The organism is Blastopirellula marina, assembly GCF_002967715.1.
Taxonomy (GTDB): domain Bacteria; phylum Planctomycetota; class Planctomycetia; order Pirellulales; family Pirellulaceae; genus Bremerella; species Bremerella marina_B.
This window is the reverse complement of sequence record NZ_PUIA01000074.1, coordinates 202,566-219,833: the sequence shown is the minus strand read 5'-3', so window position 1 is coordinate 219,833 and position 17,268 is coordinate 202,566. Positions and strand designations below refer to the sequence as shown.

Genomic DNA, 17,268 nt, shown 5'->3' with positions numbered 1-17,268 from the left:
ACTCGGAGCGGTCCAAGAGACGTCCCAACTGCACAAGAAAAACTGTAAGTCTTTACTGAGTAACGGCTTTCAATAAGTATCCCCGACTGGATTTGAACCAGTAACCTTCGGCTTCGGAGGCCGACGATCTATCCAGTTGATCTACGGGGACATGCAGCTTGCTTTCTTGTCATAATAGAAGCTTGGATCTTTTGTTGTCAACGTTCCTGTCGGTCGGAAGTTAAATTCTGGCAACAAGTACGGTCAAAATGCGAAGTTGATTCTTTCGTATGGGGGATTGCTTGTCCTTTCGCTCGAAAAGGGAAACAATCGTCTATATGGAATACTTAGGTCGCTGGTGGAGTTCGCGATGATTATCCGCAAGAAATACAAGTTTTATGCCGCGCATCGTAACGAAGAACTACAGGACAAGTGTCGGAACTTGCACGGTCACCGGTACGGGATCGTCTGCCACTTTGAGGTGCAGCGGACTGGGTCGTACTCGACGTTGTTCTCGGATTTCGACGATAAAATCGGCCCTTTTCTAAAGGAAAAGTACGATCACGGCATGCTGATCAATGTGAACGATCCCCTCTACACGACGCTTAAAACGCACATGGTAACCCATGGCGAGGACTTCAAGCTCTGCGAATTTCAGGGGCCCACGTCGGTCGAGAACCTGGCCTACAAGCTCTTCACCGAAATCACCCGGATGGGGTTCGACCTGAGCCTGTTGGAAGTCCAAGAGACCGATACGTCGGTCATCAGTTACGATCGCGAAGACTGGGCCCGCGATAACGAGGCCCAGGTGTTTTCCGCGGCGCACACGGTCGACACTGCGCAATAATGGGTTTTCTGGAAACGTTCGTCGCTTTTTTTGGCGCAAACAGATACGATAGTTAGTGATACAAAGAATTCTTGCGCGTGCACACTCGTGGAAAGAGAGCCGGTGGCGCTAACTTATTTCAAACGATTCCGGATGGAGATTTCGCTAGCAAACCTCCCCGACGAGCCCCCTCTTCCACCGGGATTCCGCTTTCAGCCTTGGACGGCAGAAATTCTCAAGCGGCATGCGGAGGTGAAGTTTCAAAGCTTTCGTTTCGAAGTCGATGCCAATGTCTTCCCTTGTTTGGGGGACTCTGAAGGGTGCTTTCGCTTGATGCGTGAGATTTCGATGCGCGATGGTTTCCTGCCGTCGGCTACCTGGCTGATCGAACACGAGGATCCCGAGTCAGGCGACTGGCGAGCGGTGGCTACCGTGCAAGGCGTCCGAGATCGCGAAGGAAATGGTTCGATTCAAAATCTAGGGGTCGTGCCTGGCTTTCGAGGGCAAGGGATCGGGGCCATTCTGCTTCTGCGGGCACTTCATGGCTTTCGCGAGCACGACTTGCCGCAGGCCTCGCTGGAAGTGACCTCGCAGAATATCGGAGCGATTCGCCTGTACGAACGGCTGGGCTTCCGAATCGCTTCAACTGTCTATAAAGCGGTCGAAATGGGGGCCGTGCAAACGAGCACGCATGCTTAGATCCCTGGGACTGGGCCTTGTGGTCTCATCTTCTGCCCGTTTAAATCAGGGATTAACCCATCTCTATTATCTTCGGACTTATTTGCAACAGCGGGAAGCGACGGCAAAAACGTGCGTTCCACTTATTACTCCGAGAGTTTCGACAACGGACTGACCCTCCTCGCCGAGTCGATGCCATGGCTGCAATCGGCAGCGTTTTCGATCGTGATCCCGGCTGGCGTGCAGCGCGAAGATGAATCGAATCGCGGTGTCGCGAACCTCCTTTGCGATTGGGTCCAACGCGGCTGTGGCGATCTCGATAGCCGAGAATATGTCGAGGCGCTCGATAACCTGGGTGTGGCCCGCGGCGGCGGCGTTTCGTCCAGCCATCTTTCTTTCGGCGGCGCACTGCTGGCCGAGAACCTGGATGCCACGCTCGGTATCTTTGCCGATCTCGTGCAGCGGCCTCACTTCCTGGCCGATGAGTTCGAAGACGCCAAGCAGGTATGCTTTCAGGAACTCCGTGCCCTGGAAGACGACCTGCATCAGCAAACGATGCTTAGTCTGCGGCGGCAGATGTATCCCGATCCTTGGGGTTGGCACCCGACAGGGACTCTGGCCAGCGTCGAGGCACTGACCGAAGATGTCGCCAAGGAGTATTTCGATACGTGGGTTCGCCCCGACGAAGCAATCATTTCCGTCGCTGGCAACTTCGATTGGGATCGGCTCAAGCAAACGATTCAAAAGCTGTTCGGCGATTGGAAGTCGCGCCCCGGGCAAACGAGCTACCTCGGTTCGACCCTTCCTGAGTATGTTCATATTCCCTTTGAATCGAGCCAGACGCACGTCGGTCTCGGGTTTAAAGGGGTGCCGATTTCCGATCCCAACTTCTACCAGGTCCGTGCCGCTATCGGCATCATGAGCGACGGCATGAGCTCGCGTCTGTTTAGCGAAGTCCGCGAGAAGCGCGGACTGTGCTATACGGTTTATGCTTCGTGCAACTCGCTTAAAACCCAGGGGGCCGTTCTGGCCTATGCCGGGACTAGCACCGAAAGGGCTCAAGAGACGCTCGATGTCATGATCGAACAGTTCAACGAACTGCCTAAGGGCGTCCGCCAGGATGAATTGACGCGGCTCAAAGCTCGCTTCAAGAGCGGGATCATCATGCAGCAGGAATCGAGTTCGTCTCGCGCCTCTTCGCTGGCGGCAGATTGGTATCACCTCGGCCGGATTCGGACGATGGAAGAGTTAGAGACGATACTGGATGGAATCAGTGTCGAAACCATCAACGCCTACCTGGAAAAGAATCCGCCCAAAGACTATCGGGTGACAACCATCGGTGCAAAGAGATTGGAGGTTTCGAGTGAAATTTCGCCAGGCGACGCTTGATAACGGCTTGGATATCGTTGCCGAAGTCAACCCGAATGCTTATTCGCTTGCCACGGCATTCTTTGTAAAGACCGGCTCTCGTGACGAATCGGCGGAAGTCGCCGGCGTTAGTCACTTCCTGGAGCACATGGTCTTCAAAGGGACCGCGCGCCGTACGGCCGAAGACGTCAACCGAGAACTCGACGAACTCGGTGCGCAGTCGAACGCGTTCACCAGCGAAGAGCAGACCGTCTATTACGCCGTCGTCCTGCCGGAACTGCAATCGCAGATCGTCGACCTGCTGGCCGACATCATGCGCCCCACATTGCGGCAAGAGGATTTCGATACCGAAAAGAAGGTGATCCTCGAAGAGATCATGAAGTACGACGACCAGCCTCCTTACGGCGGTCACGAAAAGAGCATGGCAGCCTGGTTCGGCAAGCACCCACTGGGCAACAGTGTCCTCGGCACGCAGCAGTCAGTCGGCGACTTAAGCCAACAGCAGATGATGGCCTATTTCCAGCAGCGCTACAGCCCGACCAACATGACGCTGGTCGCCACCGGCAATGTCGATTTTGACAAGCTTGTCGATCAGGCCAACCAGTTGTGCGGCAGTTGGAAGAAGTACAACGTCTCTCGCATCACGGACCGTCCGGTTGGCCAGTCGAACTTCCAGCTCGTCACCAAAGAGACCTCGATCCAGCAGTACGTCATTCAGCTGGCCGAGTCCCCTGGCTCGGAAGACGAAGCCCGGTACGCGGCGCGACTTCTGGCCACAATCATGGGGGACGACGTCGGTAGCCGCTTCTTCTGGGAACTGGTCGACCCAGGCCTGGCAGAGTTCGCCGCGATGGAATCGTACGAGTTCCAAGGGTGCGGCGTGATGATGAACTACGTCTGCTGTGCCCCGCAAGACGCCCAGCGTGTGCTGGAAGTGGTCAACCATGAAGTCGAAAAACTGATGACCGACGGCATCACCCAGCGCGAGCTCGACCTGGCCAAGAACAAGGTCTGTTCGCACGTCGTGCTGCGGAGTGAACGCCCCTCAAGCCGGTTGTTTTCGGTCGGATCAAGCTGGACGCAGCGCAAAAGCCTGCGAACGGTCAAGGAAACAGTCGAGTCGTATCAGAAGGTCAAGCTCGAGGACATCGGACGACTTTTAGAGAAGTACGATTTGCGCAAGACCTCGACCACGGCGGTCGGACCGCTGACGGCGTTACATCTTCCGTAGCTCGATCAGCCGTTACCACGTGAACTGGCTTTCGGCCAGATGCCCCCAAAAGCCCTGCTTGCACTGCCAGCAGGGCACCGATAACGGATACTGGAACCAGTCGAAGAAGGTACTATTTTTCCAACGGGAGCGAGTATCGTGACAAAGAGAATCTACCTGACGGCGGCACTCGTACTTCTCGGTTTGGTTGTTGCTCCCATGCCGGCCGAAGCTGGCTGGAACGCCTTGCTGCGGTACTGCGGCGAGTTTTGGAGCGACGGGTACCATTCCAAGGGAGATCCCTGGAATAAGCCGACCAAGCACGCCCGCGAGCTGTCTTCGTATCAGCCCTATTATCCGGTGTACGATGCCCCCGTGCATGCCATGCCGGCCATGGAAGAGCAGGTTCCTACGCCTGCAAAGCAAAACGTGACGGCGGTCAGCAATGAGGCACCGATCATAATCCTCCCAAAATCGCGTTAAGTTCCCATGCGTTGCGGCCCCTCCTGGTTGAGCAAAATCAGCGAATTCGCTAGAATCCGCCTTCTCACAAGTGATCCTGGAGTTTAATGCAATGCAACGTACGCTCGTTCTTTTGAAGCCTGACTGTGTCGAACGCCGCCTGATTGGCCGCATCCTTACCCGATTCGAAGACAAAGGGCTGAACATCATTGCGATGAAGCTGATCCAGATCACCCCTGATCTGGCCAAGCAGCACTACGCCGAGCACGTCAGCAAGCCGTTCTACCCCGGCCTGGAATCGTTCATCACCGCCGCTCCCGTCGTGGCCATGGTTCTGGAAGGCCTGGAAGCTATTCAAGTCGTTCGCGACATGTTGGGTGCCACCAGCGGTCTGAAGGCCAACCCCGGCACCATTCGTGGCGACTTCAGCAGCAGTCGCCAGATGAACCTGGTGCACGCCTCGGATGGCGAAGAAGCCTCGAAGCGCGAAATCGATCTCTACTTCGACGCCGCAGAGATCGTCAGCCACACCCCAGTCCTCACGCCATGGATGCGTGCCGACGACGAGTAATCTGGCCGAAGCACAACCGGCTGTCCCTTATTAAGAAGGACTGCCTTAGCCACAGAGTCCACAACGATGTGGACTCTTTTGCGTTCTTGTCTCGGTGACCTCTGTGGCTAATCCTCTTTAAGCCAAGATCGGCTGCACCACGTGCCCATGCACATCGGTCAAGCGAAACGCCCGGCCTTGGTGGCGGAACGTGAGCCGCTCGTGATCGATCCCCATCACGTGCAGGATGGTCGCTTGCAGGTCGTGAATGTGGACCGGTTGGTCGACGATGTTGAAACCATATTCGTCGGTCGTCCCCACGGTAACGCCACCTTTGATTCCACCCCCAGCCATCCACACGGTGAAGCAGCGGCCGTGGTGGTCGCGGCCGAAATTGCCAGGGCCGAGCTTCCCCTGGCAGTAATTCGTGCGGCCGAACTCGCCACCCCAAATCACCAGCGTATCCTCGAGCATCCCGCGCTGCTTCAAATCTTGCAGCAGGGCCGCCGTCGGTTGATCCGTTTCCTGGCACTGCTTCTTGATGCCCCCAGGCAAGCCGCCATGGTGGTCCCACCCTTGGTGATACAGCTGAATGAAGCGTACGTTCTGCTCGGCCAGTCGCCGAGCCAGGAGGCAGTTTGCGGCGAAGGTCCCTGGGTTGCGAGCATCCGGCCCGTACATATCCAGAACATGGTCTGGCTCCGAGGCAATGTTGGTTACCACAGGGATCGAGGCCTGCATGCGAAACGCCAGCTCATACTGTCGTATCCGCGTATCGATCAACGCGTCGGAAGACTGCATTCGGTGTAGCTGGTCGAGACTGGCCAGCGCGTTCTCGCGGCTCGTACGATCGATCCCCTCAGGGCTGTTTAAGTATAAAACCGGATCGCCCCCACTGCGGAACTGTACCCCTTGATGATGCGACGGCAGGAAACCATTTCCCCACAGCCGGGCAGCCAGCGGCTGGCCCCCCTTCTCTTTCGTCACCAACACGACGAAGCCAGGCAGGTTCTCGTTCTCGCTTCCCAGACCGTAGCTCATCCACGAACCAATGCACGGACGCCCCGGGATCTGCGAGCCTGTTTGAAAGTAGGTTACCCCCGGCCCATGATTGATCGCTTCGGTATGGGCCGAACGAATGACACTGATCTCGTCGGCCATCTTCGCGGTGTGCGGTAGCAGTTCGCTCATCCATGTGCCGCTTTGGCCGTACTGCTGAAACTTGAACGGCGATCCTACCAGCGGAATGCTCGACTGGTTGCCACTCATGCCAGTCAATCGCTGCTCGCCTCGCACGGAAGCCGGCAACTGTTCGCCGTGCTTCTCGACTAGTAGCGGCTTGTGATCGAACAAATCGAGCTGCGACGGACCACCGGCTTGAAACAGAAAGATGACCCGCTTTGCTTTGGGTGTGTGATGCAGCTGGGTCAACACCCCATCTGAGGCAGCCGACTGCGACGCCATCATTTGGCTCAGTGCCAATCCACCAAAACCCCAGGCAGAAGTTTGCAGGACTTGTCGTCGTGTAATCATTGGGTTCTCTCGCTTGTGTTAGCGACGCGTAACGCTGCCGTCGAAGTTCATTACCGTATTGGCCACGACGGTCAGGGCCGCTACATCCGCAGAATCAAGTTGATCAGGGACCTTCGCCTCACCGGCGGCCAAAAGCTTCTTGGCGGCCTCAGGTTGTTCCCGGAAATGATTCTTCTGTTGAGCGTACAGCTTCACCAGCAGTTCCAGTTCCTGAGGATTCGCCGCTCGGCTGGTCAGCAACCGGAAGACCGTTTGAACCTGGTCCTCATCGGTCGTGGGCTTCTCATCCTTCAGTACCCGCACGGCCAGCATCTTGGCCGCTTCGACATACTGCGGACCGTTTAGCAGCACTAATGCTTGCAGCGGCGACGACGTTCGCTCACGCTTCAGTTGGCAGACGTCTCGCTTAGAAGCGTCGAAGGTCATCATCGCTGGCGCGGGGCTCGTTCGCTGCCAGAACGTATAGAGCGAACGGCGATAAAGCCCCTTGCCGCTATCGTGCTTCACGGGCTTGAAGGAACTGGAGACTTCGTACGGCTTGGCGGGCGGTCCACCCACTTCATCGACCAGCAGCCCGCTGGTCATCAAAGCGTTGTCGCGCACCATCTCGGCCGATAGGCGGAACTTCCCGCTGCGGGCCAATAGTTTGTTCTCTGGATCGCGCTGAATCATCTCCTGGGAAGCCTCCGACGATTGACGGTAAGTCGACGAGGTCACAATCTGCCGCAAGAGACGCTTGACGTCCCAGCCATGCTCGATGAAATCAGCTGCCAGCCAGTCTAACAGCTGAGGATGCGTCGGCGGACTGGCCTGGTTGCCGAAGTCTTCCGGCGTACGAACCAGTCCTTCCCCCATCAGCAACTGCCAATAGCGATTCACGGCCACGCGGGCGGTCAAAGGGTTATCGCGATCGACGATCCATTTGGCCAGACCTAGCCGGTTGTGTGACCAGTCTTCCTCGAACGGCGGCAGTACTTCCGGCGTCTTCGGCTCGACCAGGTCGGTCGGGGCATCGTAGTTTCCACGTGCCAGAAGAAAGGTGGGACGAGGCGACTCTAGCTCACGCATCACCATGATTTCACTGGTTCTGTCGTACGCATCGTTACGCCCCTTACGGGCCTCGGAAAGCTTTGCGTAGGCTTCCTTCCACGTATCATGTCGACGCTCTAATTGGTACTTGGCCACTTGCTCGGGCGTTGGGATCACACCACTTTGAACGGCCACCTCGGCAGGAGTCAGGGGGTAGTCGTAAACGGCAAACTGATCGACTAGCCCATCGGTGAAGCCGCGATCACGGAACCGTTCGCCGATGGTGATATGATCGTTCCCGCCACCGGTGATCTGCTTGGTAAGCTTGTCGCGGATGACCTCCGTTTCGATCGGCTTACCGTCGACGTAGATCTTCAAGCCGTTGGCCCGGCTCGAGCCATCGTACGTCACGACGACTTGCTTCCATTCACCCACGGGCAGCGTTTCTTTCGCTTTGATACTGATCGCGTTGCCAGGCCAGAAGTGGATGAGTGACCATTTCAACTTGCCATCTTCCAGTAGAAGCTCGTACCCGCGACTGGCCGCATCGGTCCAGGCCCTTGAGCGGTGGAAGATCACGGCCCGCTCTTTCACGTCGGGTGTGTTCATCCACAGCGAAACCGAGAAGGACTGATGCCGCTGGAAGTTCCCCTGCTTCAGGTTGATCGCATCGTCACCAGTTAACTGAACCGCTTTTCCCTTGGGCCCTTCGACCGACTTGTTGCCACCGACCTTGGCGTCCTCGAAATCGACGCTCTCGATCGGTTCGCTCAACGTCACGCTCGTCTCTTGGTCGGCGACCATTGGCGGGACGACTATCGCCAGCGCTGTTTCCAGGTCGCTTACCTGCTGATCATGTGTCTTCAAAGTGGCGGCCTGTTTGTCGTCGGTCAGCAGCAGTGTCGGCGTGGGAACCGATGGCGTGAAGAACGAGTACAGCCCCGCTTCGTCGATGCTATTGAAGAACGCGAACATCTGGTAATACTCGCGCTGGCTGAGTGGGTCGTACTTGTGGTCGTGACAACGGCAGCACTCCATCGTCAGCCCTAGGAAGGCCGTCGCGACGGTCTGTGAGCGGTCGGCGACGTACTCCACACGGAACTCTTCGGGGATGCTTCCCCCTTCTACCTTTTGCGGATGAAGCCGACAGAAGGTGGTCGCTAGAATCGTATCTTTCGTGGCATCCGGCAGCAGGTCGCCAGCGATTTGCTGCGTGACAAACTCGTCGTACGGCATGTTGGCGTTCAAAGAACGAATGACCCAATCTCGCCACGGCCAAACGTAGCGGTCACGATCGACCTGGTAGCCATACGTGTCGCTGTACCGCGCTGCGTCGAGCCACTCGGCCGCCAGGCGTTCGCCATAGTGGTGCGAAGCGAGCAGCTCTTCGACATGCTTTAGGTAGTTGGCTTCGCTGGGATCGGCCTGAAAGGCATCCAACTGCTCAAGCGTTGGCGGCAAGCCATTCAAGTCGAACGATACCCGACGCAGCAGCCGCCAAGTCTCGGCCTCCGGATTGGGTTTTACGTTCTCAGTTCGCAGTTTCGCCAGGATAAACTTGTCGATTTCATTACGCGACCAGTCATCGTTGGCGATCTCAGGCACACTCGGCTTTTCAATTCGCTGAAAAGCCCAATGTTGTTGGTATTCGGCACCTTGCTTGATCCAGCGGCGAATTAGTTCGATCTCTTCCTGGGAGACCGTGCGATTCGATTCCGGCGGCGGCATGCGTACTTCCGGGTCGTGATCGGTCAGCCGCAGGAAGACCTCGCTGCTTTCCGGGTCTCCGGGAACGATGGCATAGTCATGGGCCGCATCCTGTTCATCGAGCCTTAAATCGGCCGCTCGGCTTTGGGCGTCGGGACCATGGCAGTGGAAACACCGGTCCGAGAGAATCGGGCGAATCTGGGTAGCGAAGTCGATCTTCTCGTCCGCCGCGCGAGCGACCGATACGCTCAGGCAGATGATACACAGGGAGAAGAGCAACCGCGTTTTCGAGTTTACGCAGGACATAACCAAAGCTGCTTGGATGATGGGAAGATGCCAATCCCTAATTGGCAATTCGGGCAGGACAATGGATCCTACCACTTGCAGCAGCGAAGTTCAAGCTCTTTGGGATTGCAGATCAGGCCGGCGACTGGCCCAGAGGTTCTATTGGAACTGCTTGGCAGCCAGAATCACGACCCCGAAAAGTCCGGCCCCGCCAACAATCAGCATGCCAAGGGTACCAAAGAAAATGCCAATCGCATTGTCGGGGCGCTGCTTGTCAGCGACCCACCAAGCCCCTGGAAATCCGCCCGCAAAGGCGACCATCGAAAGTAGAAGTAGGAGCAAATCTTGCATGACGAGGGTTTCCTGAATTCCCGATTAAGGAGTTTAGGATAATTGGGAGGTTAGTTGGTTTCAATCACTCGCGGCCAAACAAGCCGCAAGAAAGTGTTTGCCATTGATGCAAATTGGGCGTAGAACAGGCAATATCGTCACTTCCTGCCCTGTCTGGGCCGCGTCTTGGCTTAACCAGCCGACGGTTCTCTGCCCCATCTTTTCAAGTCTACCCCATGCCTACACGCCGCGAAGCAATTTTGGCCGGTTCGGCCCTAACTCTGGCTGCAACTGGCCTTTTCCCTTCTCCTGCTGTCCATGCGAGCGACAAATCAGGCTCGAGAATGGTCATCGGGCCGGAGGGATATCAGTTCGAGATCTCCCACGACTGGCCAAACCTACCCGATCAGTACCACTGGCAAACCACCCACAATGTGGCCGTCGACAGCGAGCAAAACCTGTACGTCATCCACGAAGGCAATCCCGAGTTGAAGGATCATCCGTCGATCTTCGTCTTCGACAAGGACGGCAAGTTCATCCGAGCGTTCGGTAACCAGTTCCAGGGTGGTGGCCATGGGATCGAGGTTCGCAACGAAGGTGGCGAAGAGTTTCTCTACGTATGCGCCTACCAGCAGGTCAAATCGTTCGCCAAGCTTACCAAGACAGGCGAGACCGTCTGGCAGAAGTACGCCCCCATGGAAGCAGGCGTCTATGCCGAAGGGGAAGCGACCAAGCCTGAAAAGGTTTGGGGGCGTGACCGCTTCATGCCGACTAACTTCGCCTTCCTCGACGACGGCGGCTTTTACCTGGCCGATGGGTACGGTTCGTTCTACGTTCACAAGTACGACAAAGACGGCAACTGGCAAGGCAAGTTCGGCGGGCCGGGCGATGGCAAGGGAACGTTCGCCACACCGCATGGTATCTGGATCGATCGCCGCGATGCCGCCAATCCGAAGACAGTCGTCTGCGACCGGGCGCATCACACGCTCCAGGTATTCGATAAAGACCAGAACTACCTGAGCACGGTTAGTGGCTTCGGCTTGCCTGCCAATTTGGATACGTGGAACGAGTGGATGATCGTGCCGGAACTACATGCCCGGCTGTCGATTGTCGACAAAGACTATAATGTCCTGGCTCAGTTGGGGGATGACGTGAAACGCGTTACTTCCGAAAAGGGACTCCGCACGCAGCCCAAGAATTGGATCGAAGGAAAGTTCGTCCATCCGCACGATGCCTGTTTCGGCCCTGACGGCGATATCTTTGTCGCCGAATGGGTATCGACCGGCCGCGTGTCGAAACTAAAGCGACTGACCTAGCGCGGCGTCTCCTTCTCCGCGAGCAGCACCTGCTGGCTTTGCCCAAAGCGTGCCAACATCATGTCGAGGTCGTTACGGACCTCGGCATCGGAGGCGGAAGTTTGCTTGCGTAGCGATTTCAACAGGGCAATTGCCTGGTCGGTACGTCCTGCATTGCCCAGGGCCATTGCCTGAACATTTTGAATTTCGAACGCGTGCTGTGGGTAAGTTTTTAATAGCTGCTCGCAGCGAGCCAGCGCGGCCTCGGGCTGGCGAACTTCCGCTACCGGAGCGGCGGCCTCAAGTCGCGCTAGTTGAAACTGCATGGCCAGGTCTTCGGGGTGCTGCTTCAGGTTTTGTCGCAGGCGTTTGTCCGCCTCGCTGTAATCTCCTGCTTCGACCAGCAGGACACTGTAATCGCGAGCCACGTCGACTCGATCCGGAGCCAGTTCGAGGGCTCGTTTCCACCTAGCCAGGGCCATATCCACGTTGCCTGCCTTGCGGTATACGTGCCCTGCCATGACATACCACTGGGCCACATCAGGGCGAAGTTCAATCGCCAGATCGAACTGCTTCGCCGCTTCGCCAGGCTGTTGCATCAGATCTAACAGCGCCCCGTAGCTGGTCCGCATTTCCGCCAGCTTGCGGTTACGCAGTAGTTGGTGATACGCGCTGATTTCTTCCTGTGGTGCCCTAGCGGCATCGAGCGCGACTTGAAAGCGCTGATAGGCTTGATCAAATTGCCCCGTATAAACGTAAATTTCGGCCAGGTCGCCATGCAGCGGAAAGGATTCGTAGCCATGCTGTTCGCAGTAGGCGATCGATCGTAGCAGCATCTGCTCGGCCTCTGGCAGGCGGTTTGCGTGGCGAAGTCTCTGGGCCAGATTATGATTGGCTCGCAAATTCATCGGACGGGACTCGACGGTCGTGCTCCACAGCGCGATCTGTGAATGATAGTCGAGGTTGCGGTACGCGGTGCGAATCCCCAGCAGCATGGCCAGCGTCAATCCGATCAGCAGCACCATTTGGTATTTCGATTCGTCTGGCTGACTCGCCCGCCACGTTTGAACCGCCGTGCTCAGCCCGATCGCGGCCAGCACGCACACGCAAGCCAGCGGCAAATACATGCGATGCTCGAACGCGACGTCGACAATCGGTACGATACTGGACGTCGGGGCTAGAATGAAGAAGAACGCGAGCATCACGAAGCCAATCGCCGGTCGCTTGATCACGAGCCAGAACGAAACAGCAAGCAGCCCCACGATAAAGAGAGCTGGCAGCAGGTACTCCACTTCACGATTTGCGACCGGCCAGTCGTAGTCGAACGTGAGGTAATCGGGCCAGATCGACAGCCGCAGGTAATGAACGATAACGCCTGCCTGGGTCCACAGATACAACCACGATGAGGCCGTTTCGTGCTCTCCCAGGACGAAACCGTGGACTTTGGTACCAGTCTGAAAGATCGCCAGATTCCGCACAACTAGGATTGACGCTGGCATCAGAAACAGGGCGAAAACCCATCCGCGTTTGATTACCAGTTCGCGCCATGTGCTCGACAAAATGCAGCGATCGTACAGCAGCGCTACTAGCGGGGCGGTCACCATGACCTCCTTCGCCCCCATCCCCAGCCAGCAGCAGAGGATACTGCCAACGTACCACGGCCAGGCCACGGTCGCGCGTTGGCCGCGCAGTAGACAGTAGAGGGTGAGCAAATAGAACATCGCCATCAACGACTCGTGACGCTGCACGATATAGGTAACGGCCATGGTCCCCAGGGGATGTAAGCCCCAGAATAGCGCCGCCAAAAAACCGGTCAGGCTCGCGTTCAAAAACGGAGTGTGCTGTTGGTTCCACCACTCGATCGAACCACGGACCAACTCGAACAGCGTCAACACACTGACGACATGGATCAGCAGGTTCACTATGTGAAAGTAGAACGCCGACTTGCCGAACAGTGCGGTATTTAATGCAAACGACAGCCGCGTCGTTGTCCGTGAATGCATCCGCAGCATCCCACTCAGGGCACCCCCTACGTCATCGAGGTGTTCCTGGTCGACAATTCCCGGAATGTCATCAAAGACGAACGATCCGCCCAGCGACGTTAGATAAGCAGCGACCACGGCCACTACCAGAATGACGCGCATCGACAGCGTATGCTGCACCAGTTGAGTTGCCCAGCTTTCGCGCTGCGTCGAAGCTGCGACCTGCTTTGGAATTGCGTTTGACCGTTGCGACACGTCAGCTCTCAGTGATCACAATCGGCAGGCGACGTTTCGGGATGCTTCGCTTCGTGAATCGCCAGATACCGTGTCAGGTCGGTGATTTGCCGCTGCAGCCGCGTATACCGCGAATAGAAGTAAAACGTTGTGGCAATAAAGATCAACGTCACAACGTAAATCAAAACATCCGCACCGCGACCGATGCCAATTGTTTGCGCTACCCGCGTGACGATGCCTGGGGTCACGACGCAGATCGCCGCGCCCAGCCAGATGGTAATGCGAAACGACTTCGTCCAGCTCAAACGCCTGCTGCTTATCGCGCGAACGACTTCGACCAGCAGCGAGCAGCCAATAAACGTCAAAGCGGCCCATTGAAATAGGTTCATCGCACCATCCTTCCCAGCAGGAATTGCGCGGCCACCTTCACGGCTGCCGAGTTCTGCTGGCCTTTTTCCAAGACCGCGTCGCTGTAATGGACGGTGACCGGCACTTCTTCAAACTTCAGGCCCAGATACTGAATCTGATCGAGGATCTCGGATGCATGGGCCATCCGGTTCTGGCGAATTCGCAGCTTGGTAGCCGCCGCCCGCGACAAGGCTCGCAGCCCGTTGTGGGTATCGGTAACGTTGATACGCGAACAAATGCGGGTAAACAGCACGCCCATCTTGAGGATCAACCAGCGGCTGGTTGGCATGTTAATGGCCTGCGTACCCAGAAATCGCGAACCGAGTGCAACTTCGGCGCGCTTCGACACCACCGGTTCGACCAGACGCTGAATATCATGCACATCATGCTGACCGTCAGCATCGAAGGTGACGACGACTTCAGCACCATGGGCCACGGCAAAGTCGATCCCCGTTTGCAGCGCTGCCCCCTGCCCCAGATTGATTGGATGTCGCAGCGCCCATACAGGTTGGCCTTTCAGCGCGTCGAACGTAGCATCTTTCGAGCCATCGTCAACGACGACCACGTTGCGGAAATGATGGACTAAGCCTTGGATCGTACGCCCGATACGTGCAGCCTCGTTGTAGGCAGGCACGACAATCCAAATGTGAGGGCTTGAGGTTGCCTCTGACGGCATATCAGCAAGACTTTCGTTTCGTGAAATATGCTTCTCTTGCCAGTGTCTGGGATTGGACCTCACGTAGATCCACCGAGACGCTCGAAACAATTCAGCACATTTTCACCGAAGGTCCGTCGCTGGCCGATGAAGGCAGTGTGAAGACTTCGTGAATACGCTCTTCGCGATTGTTAGCAAACAGGGAACGCGATTACTTAGAATCGGCCTGCTGGATACAGTACAAATGCCCGTCGGTACGCAGGAACAATTGATTGCCGCTCAAAGCGATCGAGGCATCGATTCCTTCTGCTAACTGATTGACGGCCAAGACTTTAAACTCTGGACCATCTTCCAAAACGACCGTCGTGCCGTCGCGGTCAGACACGTAAACCTTCCCATCGGCCCCGACCAGCGACGAATACAGCGTCGAAGCTTCTGGCAAGCGTTCCGGTCCGAACAAGGTCTCGCCGTTCTTGGCATCGAGACAATACAGCACCCCATCGCGCGATTTAGTGACGTACAGCCGGTCATTCATCAGCGTGGCCGAAGCGATATAAGGCCCCACGTCCGAGCGGCTCCAGGCAATGAAGTCGTCGTTGTCGGTCACGTCCCCTTTCGCGTCAAGGCTGATCGCGTAGACGGCGTACCCACGGTAGCCTGTCATGCAGATCGCTTTGCCGTCGTAGATGATGGGCGTCGCGATCGGATTAGTGGCCTGGCCGCCACATTCCCAGATCAGCTTGCCGGTGGCCACATCGTAGCTGCGAACGCGGGTTGTTCCGTTGAGAATCACCTGAGCCGTACCGTTGTGCTCGGCCACGATAGGCGTCGCCCAGCTAGTTGCTTCGTCCCGGTCGACTTTCCATAAGTCTTCGCCAGTGGTTGCATCAAGGGCCACGACAAACGAGTCCCCTTCGTGGTCCCACGGAATGATCACCGTGTTCTTGTAAAGTGCTGGCGTGCTCCCCTCGCCGAACGCGTTGCGCGTCTGTTGTTTTCCCAGGTCGCGTTTCCAGATCAGCTTTCCGTTCATGTCGTAGCAGAAAATGCCACGCGAACCGAAGAATGCCACCAGGATCTCTCCGTTGGTGACGGCGGATGAGGAAGCGAACGTGTTGGTGTTGTGACCTGATTCGTGCGGAGTCGCTTGAACGGCAACGGTCGACCAGATCTTTTCGCCGGTCGACTTATCTAAACAAACGACCGTGAAATCCATCGGCGTGGTTGGGGCCGCACCACCGCCGAAGCCACCTCGACCACGAGGACCACGGCGAGGAGGGGCGGCCGACTCTTCGCGCGGCTGCGGGGCTTCTGGCTGCGCGGCCTCTGGTTCCTTCGCTACTTCCGCGGGTTTCTCGGTCTCGACGGGGACCGCTGTCAAAAGGAACAGCTTGTCTCCCCAGATAATCGGCGAGGAACTCCCCTTCCCGTCGATGGCAACTTTCCAGCGAACGTTCTCTTCCTCACTCCATTTCTCAGGAGGCTTAGCGCTGGGAGAACTGCCATTGAACGACGGACCGCGCCAATTGGCCCAATCCCCGCTAGAGTTTTCGGCGGCCGTAACTTCCGCAATAGCAACACCATAGAGAACAAATGCGAGCAAGAAAATCGCAGCAGACGAAGATTTCATGACAGATCTCTTCCGGGAGGAGGTTTAGCTATTCGAATGGCCTGTACCCAATGAAACCGATCAACTTCGGCGAAGTTTCGACCATCGCTCCTTTAAATAGCAAGTTTCTGTCTTCGCTACGGTGACTTCATTAGCCCTTGTTTTTATCTACACCGCTATCTATGATGTTTTGAGTGATCAAAAATACTGCTTTGGCTATACCAATTATGTTCACGCGCCGATATGCCATCAGCTTGTTTCTAGCAATCCTGCTTCCCACGACCCTGTTTGCCCAGGAAAAGCGGCAGGTGATTGTGTGCTCTACAACCCAGGTCGCCGACTTCGCGCGACAGGTAGTTGGCGACCGGATGGAGGTCAAATGCATCCTTGCCGCTGGCCAGGACCCACACCTCTACGAGAAGAAGCCTGGCGATGCCCAATTGGTCTCAACCGCTGATTTGTGTCTGGAAAACGGCTGGCATCTGGAAGGGAACGACTGGATGAACAAACTGGCCACCCAGACTGGCCGCCCGATAGTGACCTGTGTCGAAGGTTGCCAGCCGCTGCAGGTCCCCGGTATCGAGCAGGCCATGCACGATCCGCACGTGTGGTTCTCGTGCACCAACGCGGCGATCTACGTTCGCAACATTCGCGATGCCGTCATCAAACTCGATCCCGAACATGCCGACGAGTACCGCAGCCGCGCGGGGCTGTACCTCGATCAACTCCGCACGCTTCACAGTTGGATTGTCCGCGAAATCAACAATATTCCGGTCGAGCAGCGCGTGCTGGTTACCAGTCACGATGCGTTCAACTACTTTTGCCATGCCTACGGAATGCAATCGGCAACACCAGTCGGCTGGTCGACGGGAGATGAAGTGGGTGCAGGCATCACACCGCAGCGGCGTCAGGAAACAATTGACTCCATCCGCGATCACAAGGTCAAAGCCATCTTCGTCGAGACCTCCGTCAATCCGACGATGGTTCGCGAGATTGCCCGCGAGGCTGGCGTGAAGATCGGTGGCGAACTCTATTCCGACTCGATGGGCGGCCCCGACACTGCCGGAGAAACCTACATCGGAATGATGCGTGAGAATGTCATCACCATCGTTCAGGCATTGAAATAGT

Annotated in this window: 14 protein-coding genes, 1 tRNA gene and 1 pseudogene; 8 read left to right on the top strand and 8 right to left on the bottom strand. The window is 56.8% G+C overall.

The features are described 5' to 3' along the window. Window positions 1-77: 77 nt before the first annotated feature. Window positions 78-151, bottom strand: a tRNA-Arg gene (locus tag C5Y96_RS23280). A 156-nt stretch (window positions 152-307) separates the two neighbouring features. Here C5Y96_RS23280 and C5Y96_RS23275 point away from each other — a divergent pair. The 6 genes and pseudogenes from C5Y96_RS23275 to ndk form a co-directional block, all read left to right on the top strand. Then, window positions 308-826, top strand: a pseudogene (locus tag C5Y96_RS23275) (6-pyruvoyl trahydropterin synthase family protein); the annotation flags it as partial. A gap of 132 nt (window positions 827-958) precedes the next feature. Beyond that, complete coding sequence (locus C5Y96_RS23270) at window positions 959-1,504, top strand: GNAT family N-acetyltransferase (protein ID WP_199188774.1); 546 nt, start codon at window positions 959-961, stop codon at window positions 1,502-1,504. A gap of 111 nt (window positions 1,505-1,615) precedes the next feature. Continuing rightward, window positions 1,616-2,872 carry a M16 family metallopeptidase gene (locus C5Y96_RS23265; RefSeq protein WP_233199069.1) on the top strand — a complete coding sequence of 419 codons (1,257 nt, stop codon included), beginning with the start codon at window positions 1,616-1,618 and terminating at the stop codon, window positions 2,870-2,872. Further along, window positions 2,847-4,082: a M16 family metallopeptidase gene (locus tag C5Y96_RS23260; protein WP_105358419.1), complete on the top strand. Its 1,236-nt coding sequence runs from the start codon at window positions 2,847-2,849 to the stop codon at window positions 4,080-4,082. Before C5Y96_RS23265 ends, C5Y96_RS23260 begins: the two co-directional genes overlap by 26 nt. A 138-nt stretch (window positions 4,083-4,220) precedes the next feature. Further along, window positions 4,221-4,544 (top strand): hypothetical protein, encoded by a 324-nt coding sequence (locus C5Y96_RS23255; RefSeq protein ID WP_105358418.1) that lies wholly within the window; start codon window positions 4,221-4,223, stop codon window positions 4,542-4,544. Window positions 4,545-4,635: 91 nt separating this feature from the next. Next, window positions 4,636-5,094 carry a nucleoside-diphosphate kinase gene (ndk, locus tag C5Y96_RS23250; RefSeq protein ID WP_105358417.1) on the top strand — a complete coding sequence of 153 codons (459 nt, stop codon included), beginning with the start codon at window positions 4,636-4,638 and terminating at the stop codon, window positions 5,092-5,094. A 117-nt stretch (window positions 5,095-5,211) separates the two neighbouring features. On the opposite strand, the gene C5Y96_RS23245 is transcribed toward ndk, so the two are convergent. The 3 genes from C5Y96_RS23245 to C5Y96_RS23235 all read right to left on the bottom strand — a co-directional run bounded on the left by C5Y96_RS23245 (window position 5,212) and on the right by C5Y96_RS23235 (window position 9,978). Next, entirely contained in the window at window positions 5,212-6,606 is a 1,395-nt protein-coding gene (locus C5Y96_RS23245; protein WP_105358416.1) for a DUF1501 domain-containing protein, read from the bottom strand. An 18-nt stretch (window positions 6,607-6,624) separates the two neighbouring features. After that, the gene (locus C5Y96_RS23240; RefSeq protein WP_105358414.1) at window positions 6,625-9,648 is read right to left on the bottom strand and encodes a DUF1553 domain-containing protein; all 3,024 of its coding nucleotides are present in this window, start codon (window positions 9,646-9,648) and stop codon (window positions 6,625-6,627) included. A gap of 138 nt (window positions 9,649-9,786) precedes the next feature. Next, window positions 9,787-9,978 (bottom strand): hypothetical protein, encoded by a 192-nt coding sequence (locus tag C5Y96_RS23235; protein WP_105358412.1) that lies wholly within the window; start codon window positions 9,976-9,978, stop codon window positions 9,787-9,789. 215 nt (window positions 9,979-10,193) lie between these two features. On the opposite strand from C5Y96_RS23235, the gene C5Y96_RS23230 reads away from it, so the two are divergent. After that, window positions 10,194-11,273: a hypothetical protein gene (locus tag C5Y96_RS23230; RefSeq protein ID WP_105358410.1), complete on the top strand. Its 1,080-nt coding sequence runs from the start codon at window positions 10,194-10,196 to the stop codon at window positions 11,271-11,273. On the opposite strand, the gene C5Y96_RS23225 is transcribed toward C5Y96_RS23230, so the two are convergent. The 4 genes from C5Y96_RS23225 to C5Y96_RS23210 all read right to left on the bottom strand — a co-directional run bounded on the left by C5Y96_RS23225 (window position 11,270) and on the right by C5Y96_RS23210 (window position 16,161). Next, on the bottom strand, window positions 11,270-13,489 hold the full coding sequence (locus C5Y96_RS23225) for a tetratricopeptide repeat protein (protein ID WP_105358408.1): 2,220 nt from the start codon (window positions 13,487-13,489) through the stop codon (window positions 11,270-11,272). The genes C5Y96_RS23230 and C5Y96_RS23225 overlap by 4 nt on opposite strands. Window positions 13,490-13,497: 8 nt before the next feature. Then, entirely contained in the window at window positions 13,498-13,857 is a 360-nt protein-coding gene (locus tag C5Y96_RS23220) for a DUF2304 domain-containing protein (protein ID WP_105358406.1), read from the bottom strand. Continuing rightward, entirely contained in the window at window positions 13,854-14,552 is a 699-nt protein-coding gene (locus C5Y96_RS23215) for a glycosyltransferase family 2 protein (protein ID WP_105358404.1), read from the bottom strand. Before C5Y96_RS23215 ends, C5Y96_RS23220 begins: the two co-directional genes overlap by 4 nt. 190 nt (window positions 14,553-14,742) lie before the next feature. Continuing rightward, window positions 14,743-16,161, bottom strand: a complete 1,419-nt coding sequence (locus C5Y96_RS23210) for a PQQ-binding-like beta-propeller repeat protein (RefSeq protein WP_105358402.1) — start codon at window positions 16,159-16,161, stop codon at window positions 14,743-14,745. 206 nt (window positions 16,162-16,367) lie between these two features. Here C5Y96_RS23210 and C5Y96_RS23205 point away from each other — a divergent pair, with 206 nt between their 5' ends. Then, window positions 16,368-17,267, top strand: coding sequence for a metal ABC transporter solute-binding protein, Zn/Mn family (locus C5Y96_RS23205; protein WP_105358399.1), 900 nt, complete (start codon window positions 16,368-16,370; stop codon window positions 17,265-17,267). Window position 17,268 lies beyond the last annotated feature (1 nt).

Coding starts and splice junctions, on each gene's coding strand:
- C5Y96_RS23205 (WP_105358399.1), top strand. CDS start 16,368: ATGTTCACGCGCCGATATGCCATCAGCTTGTTTCTAGCAATCCTGCTT.
- C5Y96_RS23210 (WP_105358402.1), bottom strand. CDS start 16,161: ATGAAATCTTCGTCTGCTGCGATTTTCTTGCTCGCATTTGTTCTCTAT.
- C5Y96_RS23215 (WP_105358404.1), bottom strand. CDS start 14,552: ATGCCGTCAGAGGCAACCTCAAGCCCTCACATTTGGATTGTCGTGCCT.
- ndk (WP_105358417.1), top strand. CDS start 4,636: ATGCAACGTACGCTCGTTCTTTTGAAGCCTGACTGTGTCGAACGCCGC.
- C5Y96_RS23230 (WP_105358410.1), top strand. CDS start 10,194: ATGCCTACACGCCGCGAAGCAATTTTGGCCGGTTCGGCCCTAACTCTG.
- C5Y96_RS23220 (WP_105358406.1), bottom strand. CDS start 13,857: ATGAACCTATTTCAATGGGCCGCTTTGACGTTTATTGGCTGCTCGCTG.
- C5Y96_RS23240 (WP_105358414.1), bottom strand. CDS start 9,648: ATGTCCTGCGTAAACTCGAAAACGCGGTTGCTCTTCTCCCTGTGTATC.
- C5Y96_RS23245 (WP_105358416.1), bottom strand. CDS start 6,606: ATGATTACACGACGACAAGTCCTGCAAACTTCTGCCTGGGGTTTTGGT.
- C5Y96_RS23270 (WP_199188774.1), top strand. CDS start 959: ATGGAGATTTCGCTAGCAAACCTCCCCGACGAGCCCCCTCTTCCACCG.
- C5Y96_RS23235 (WP_105358412.1), bottom strand. CDS start 9,978: ATGCAAGATTTGCTCCTACTTCTACTTTCGATGGTCGCCTTTGCGGGC.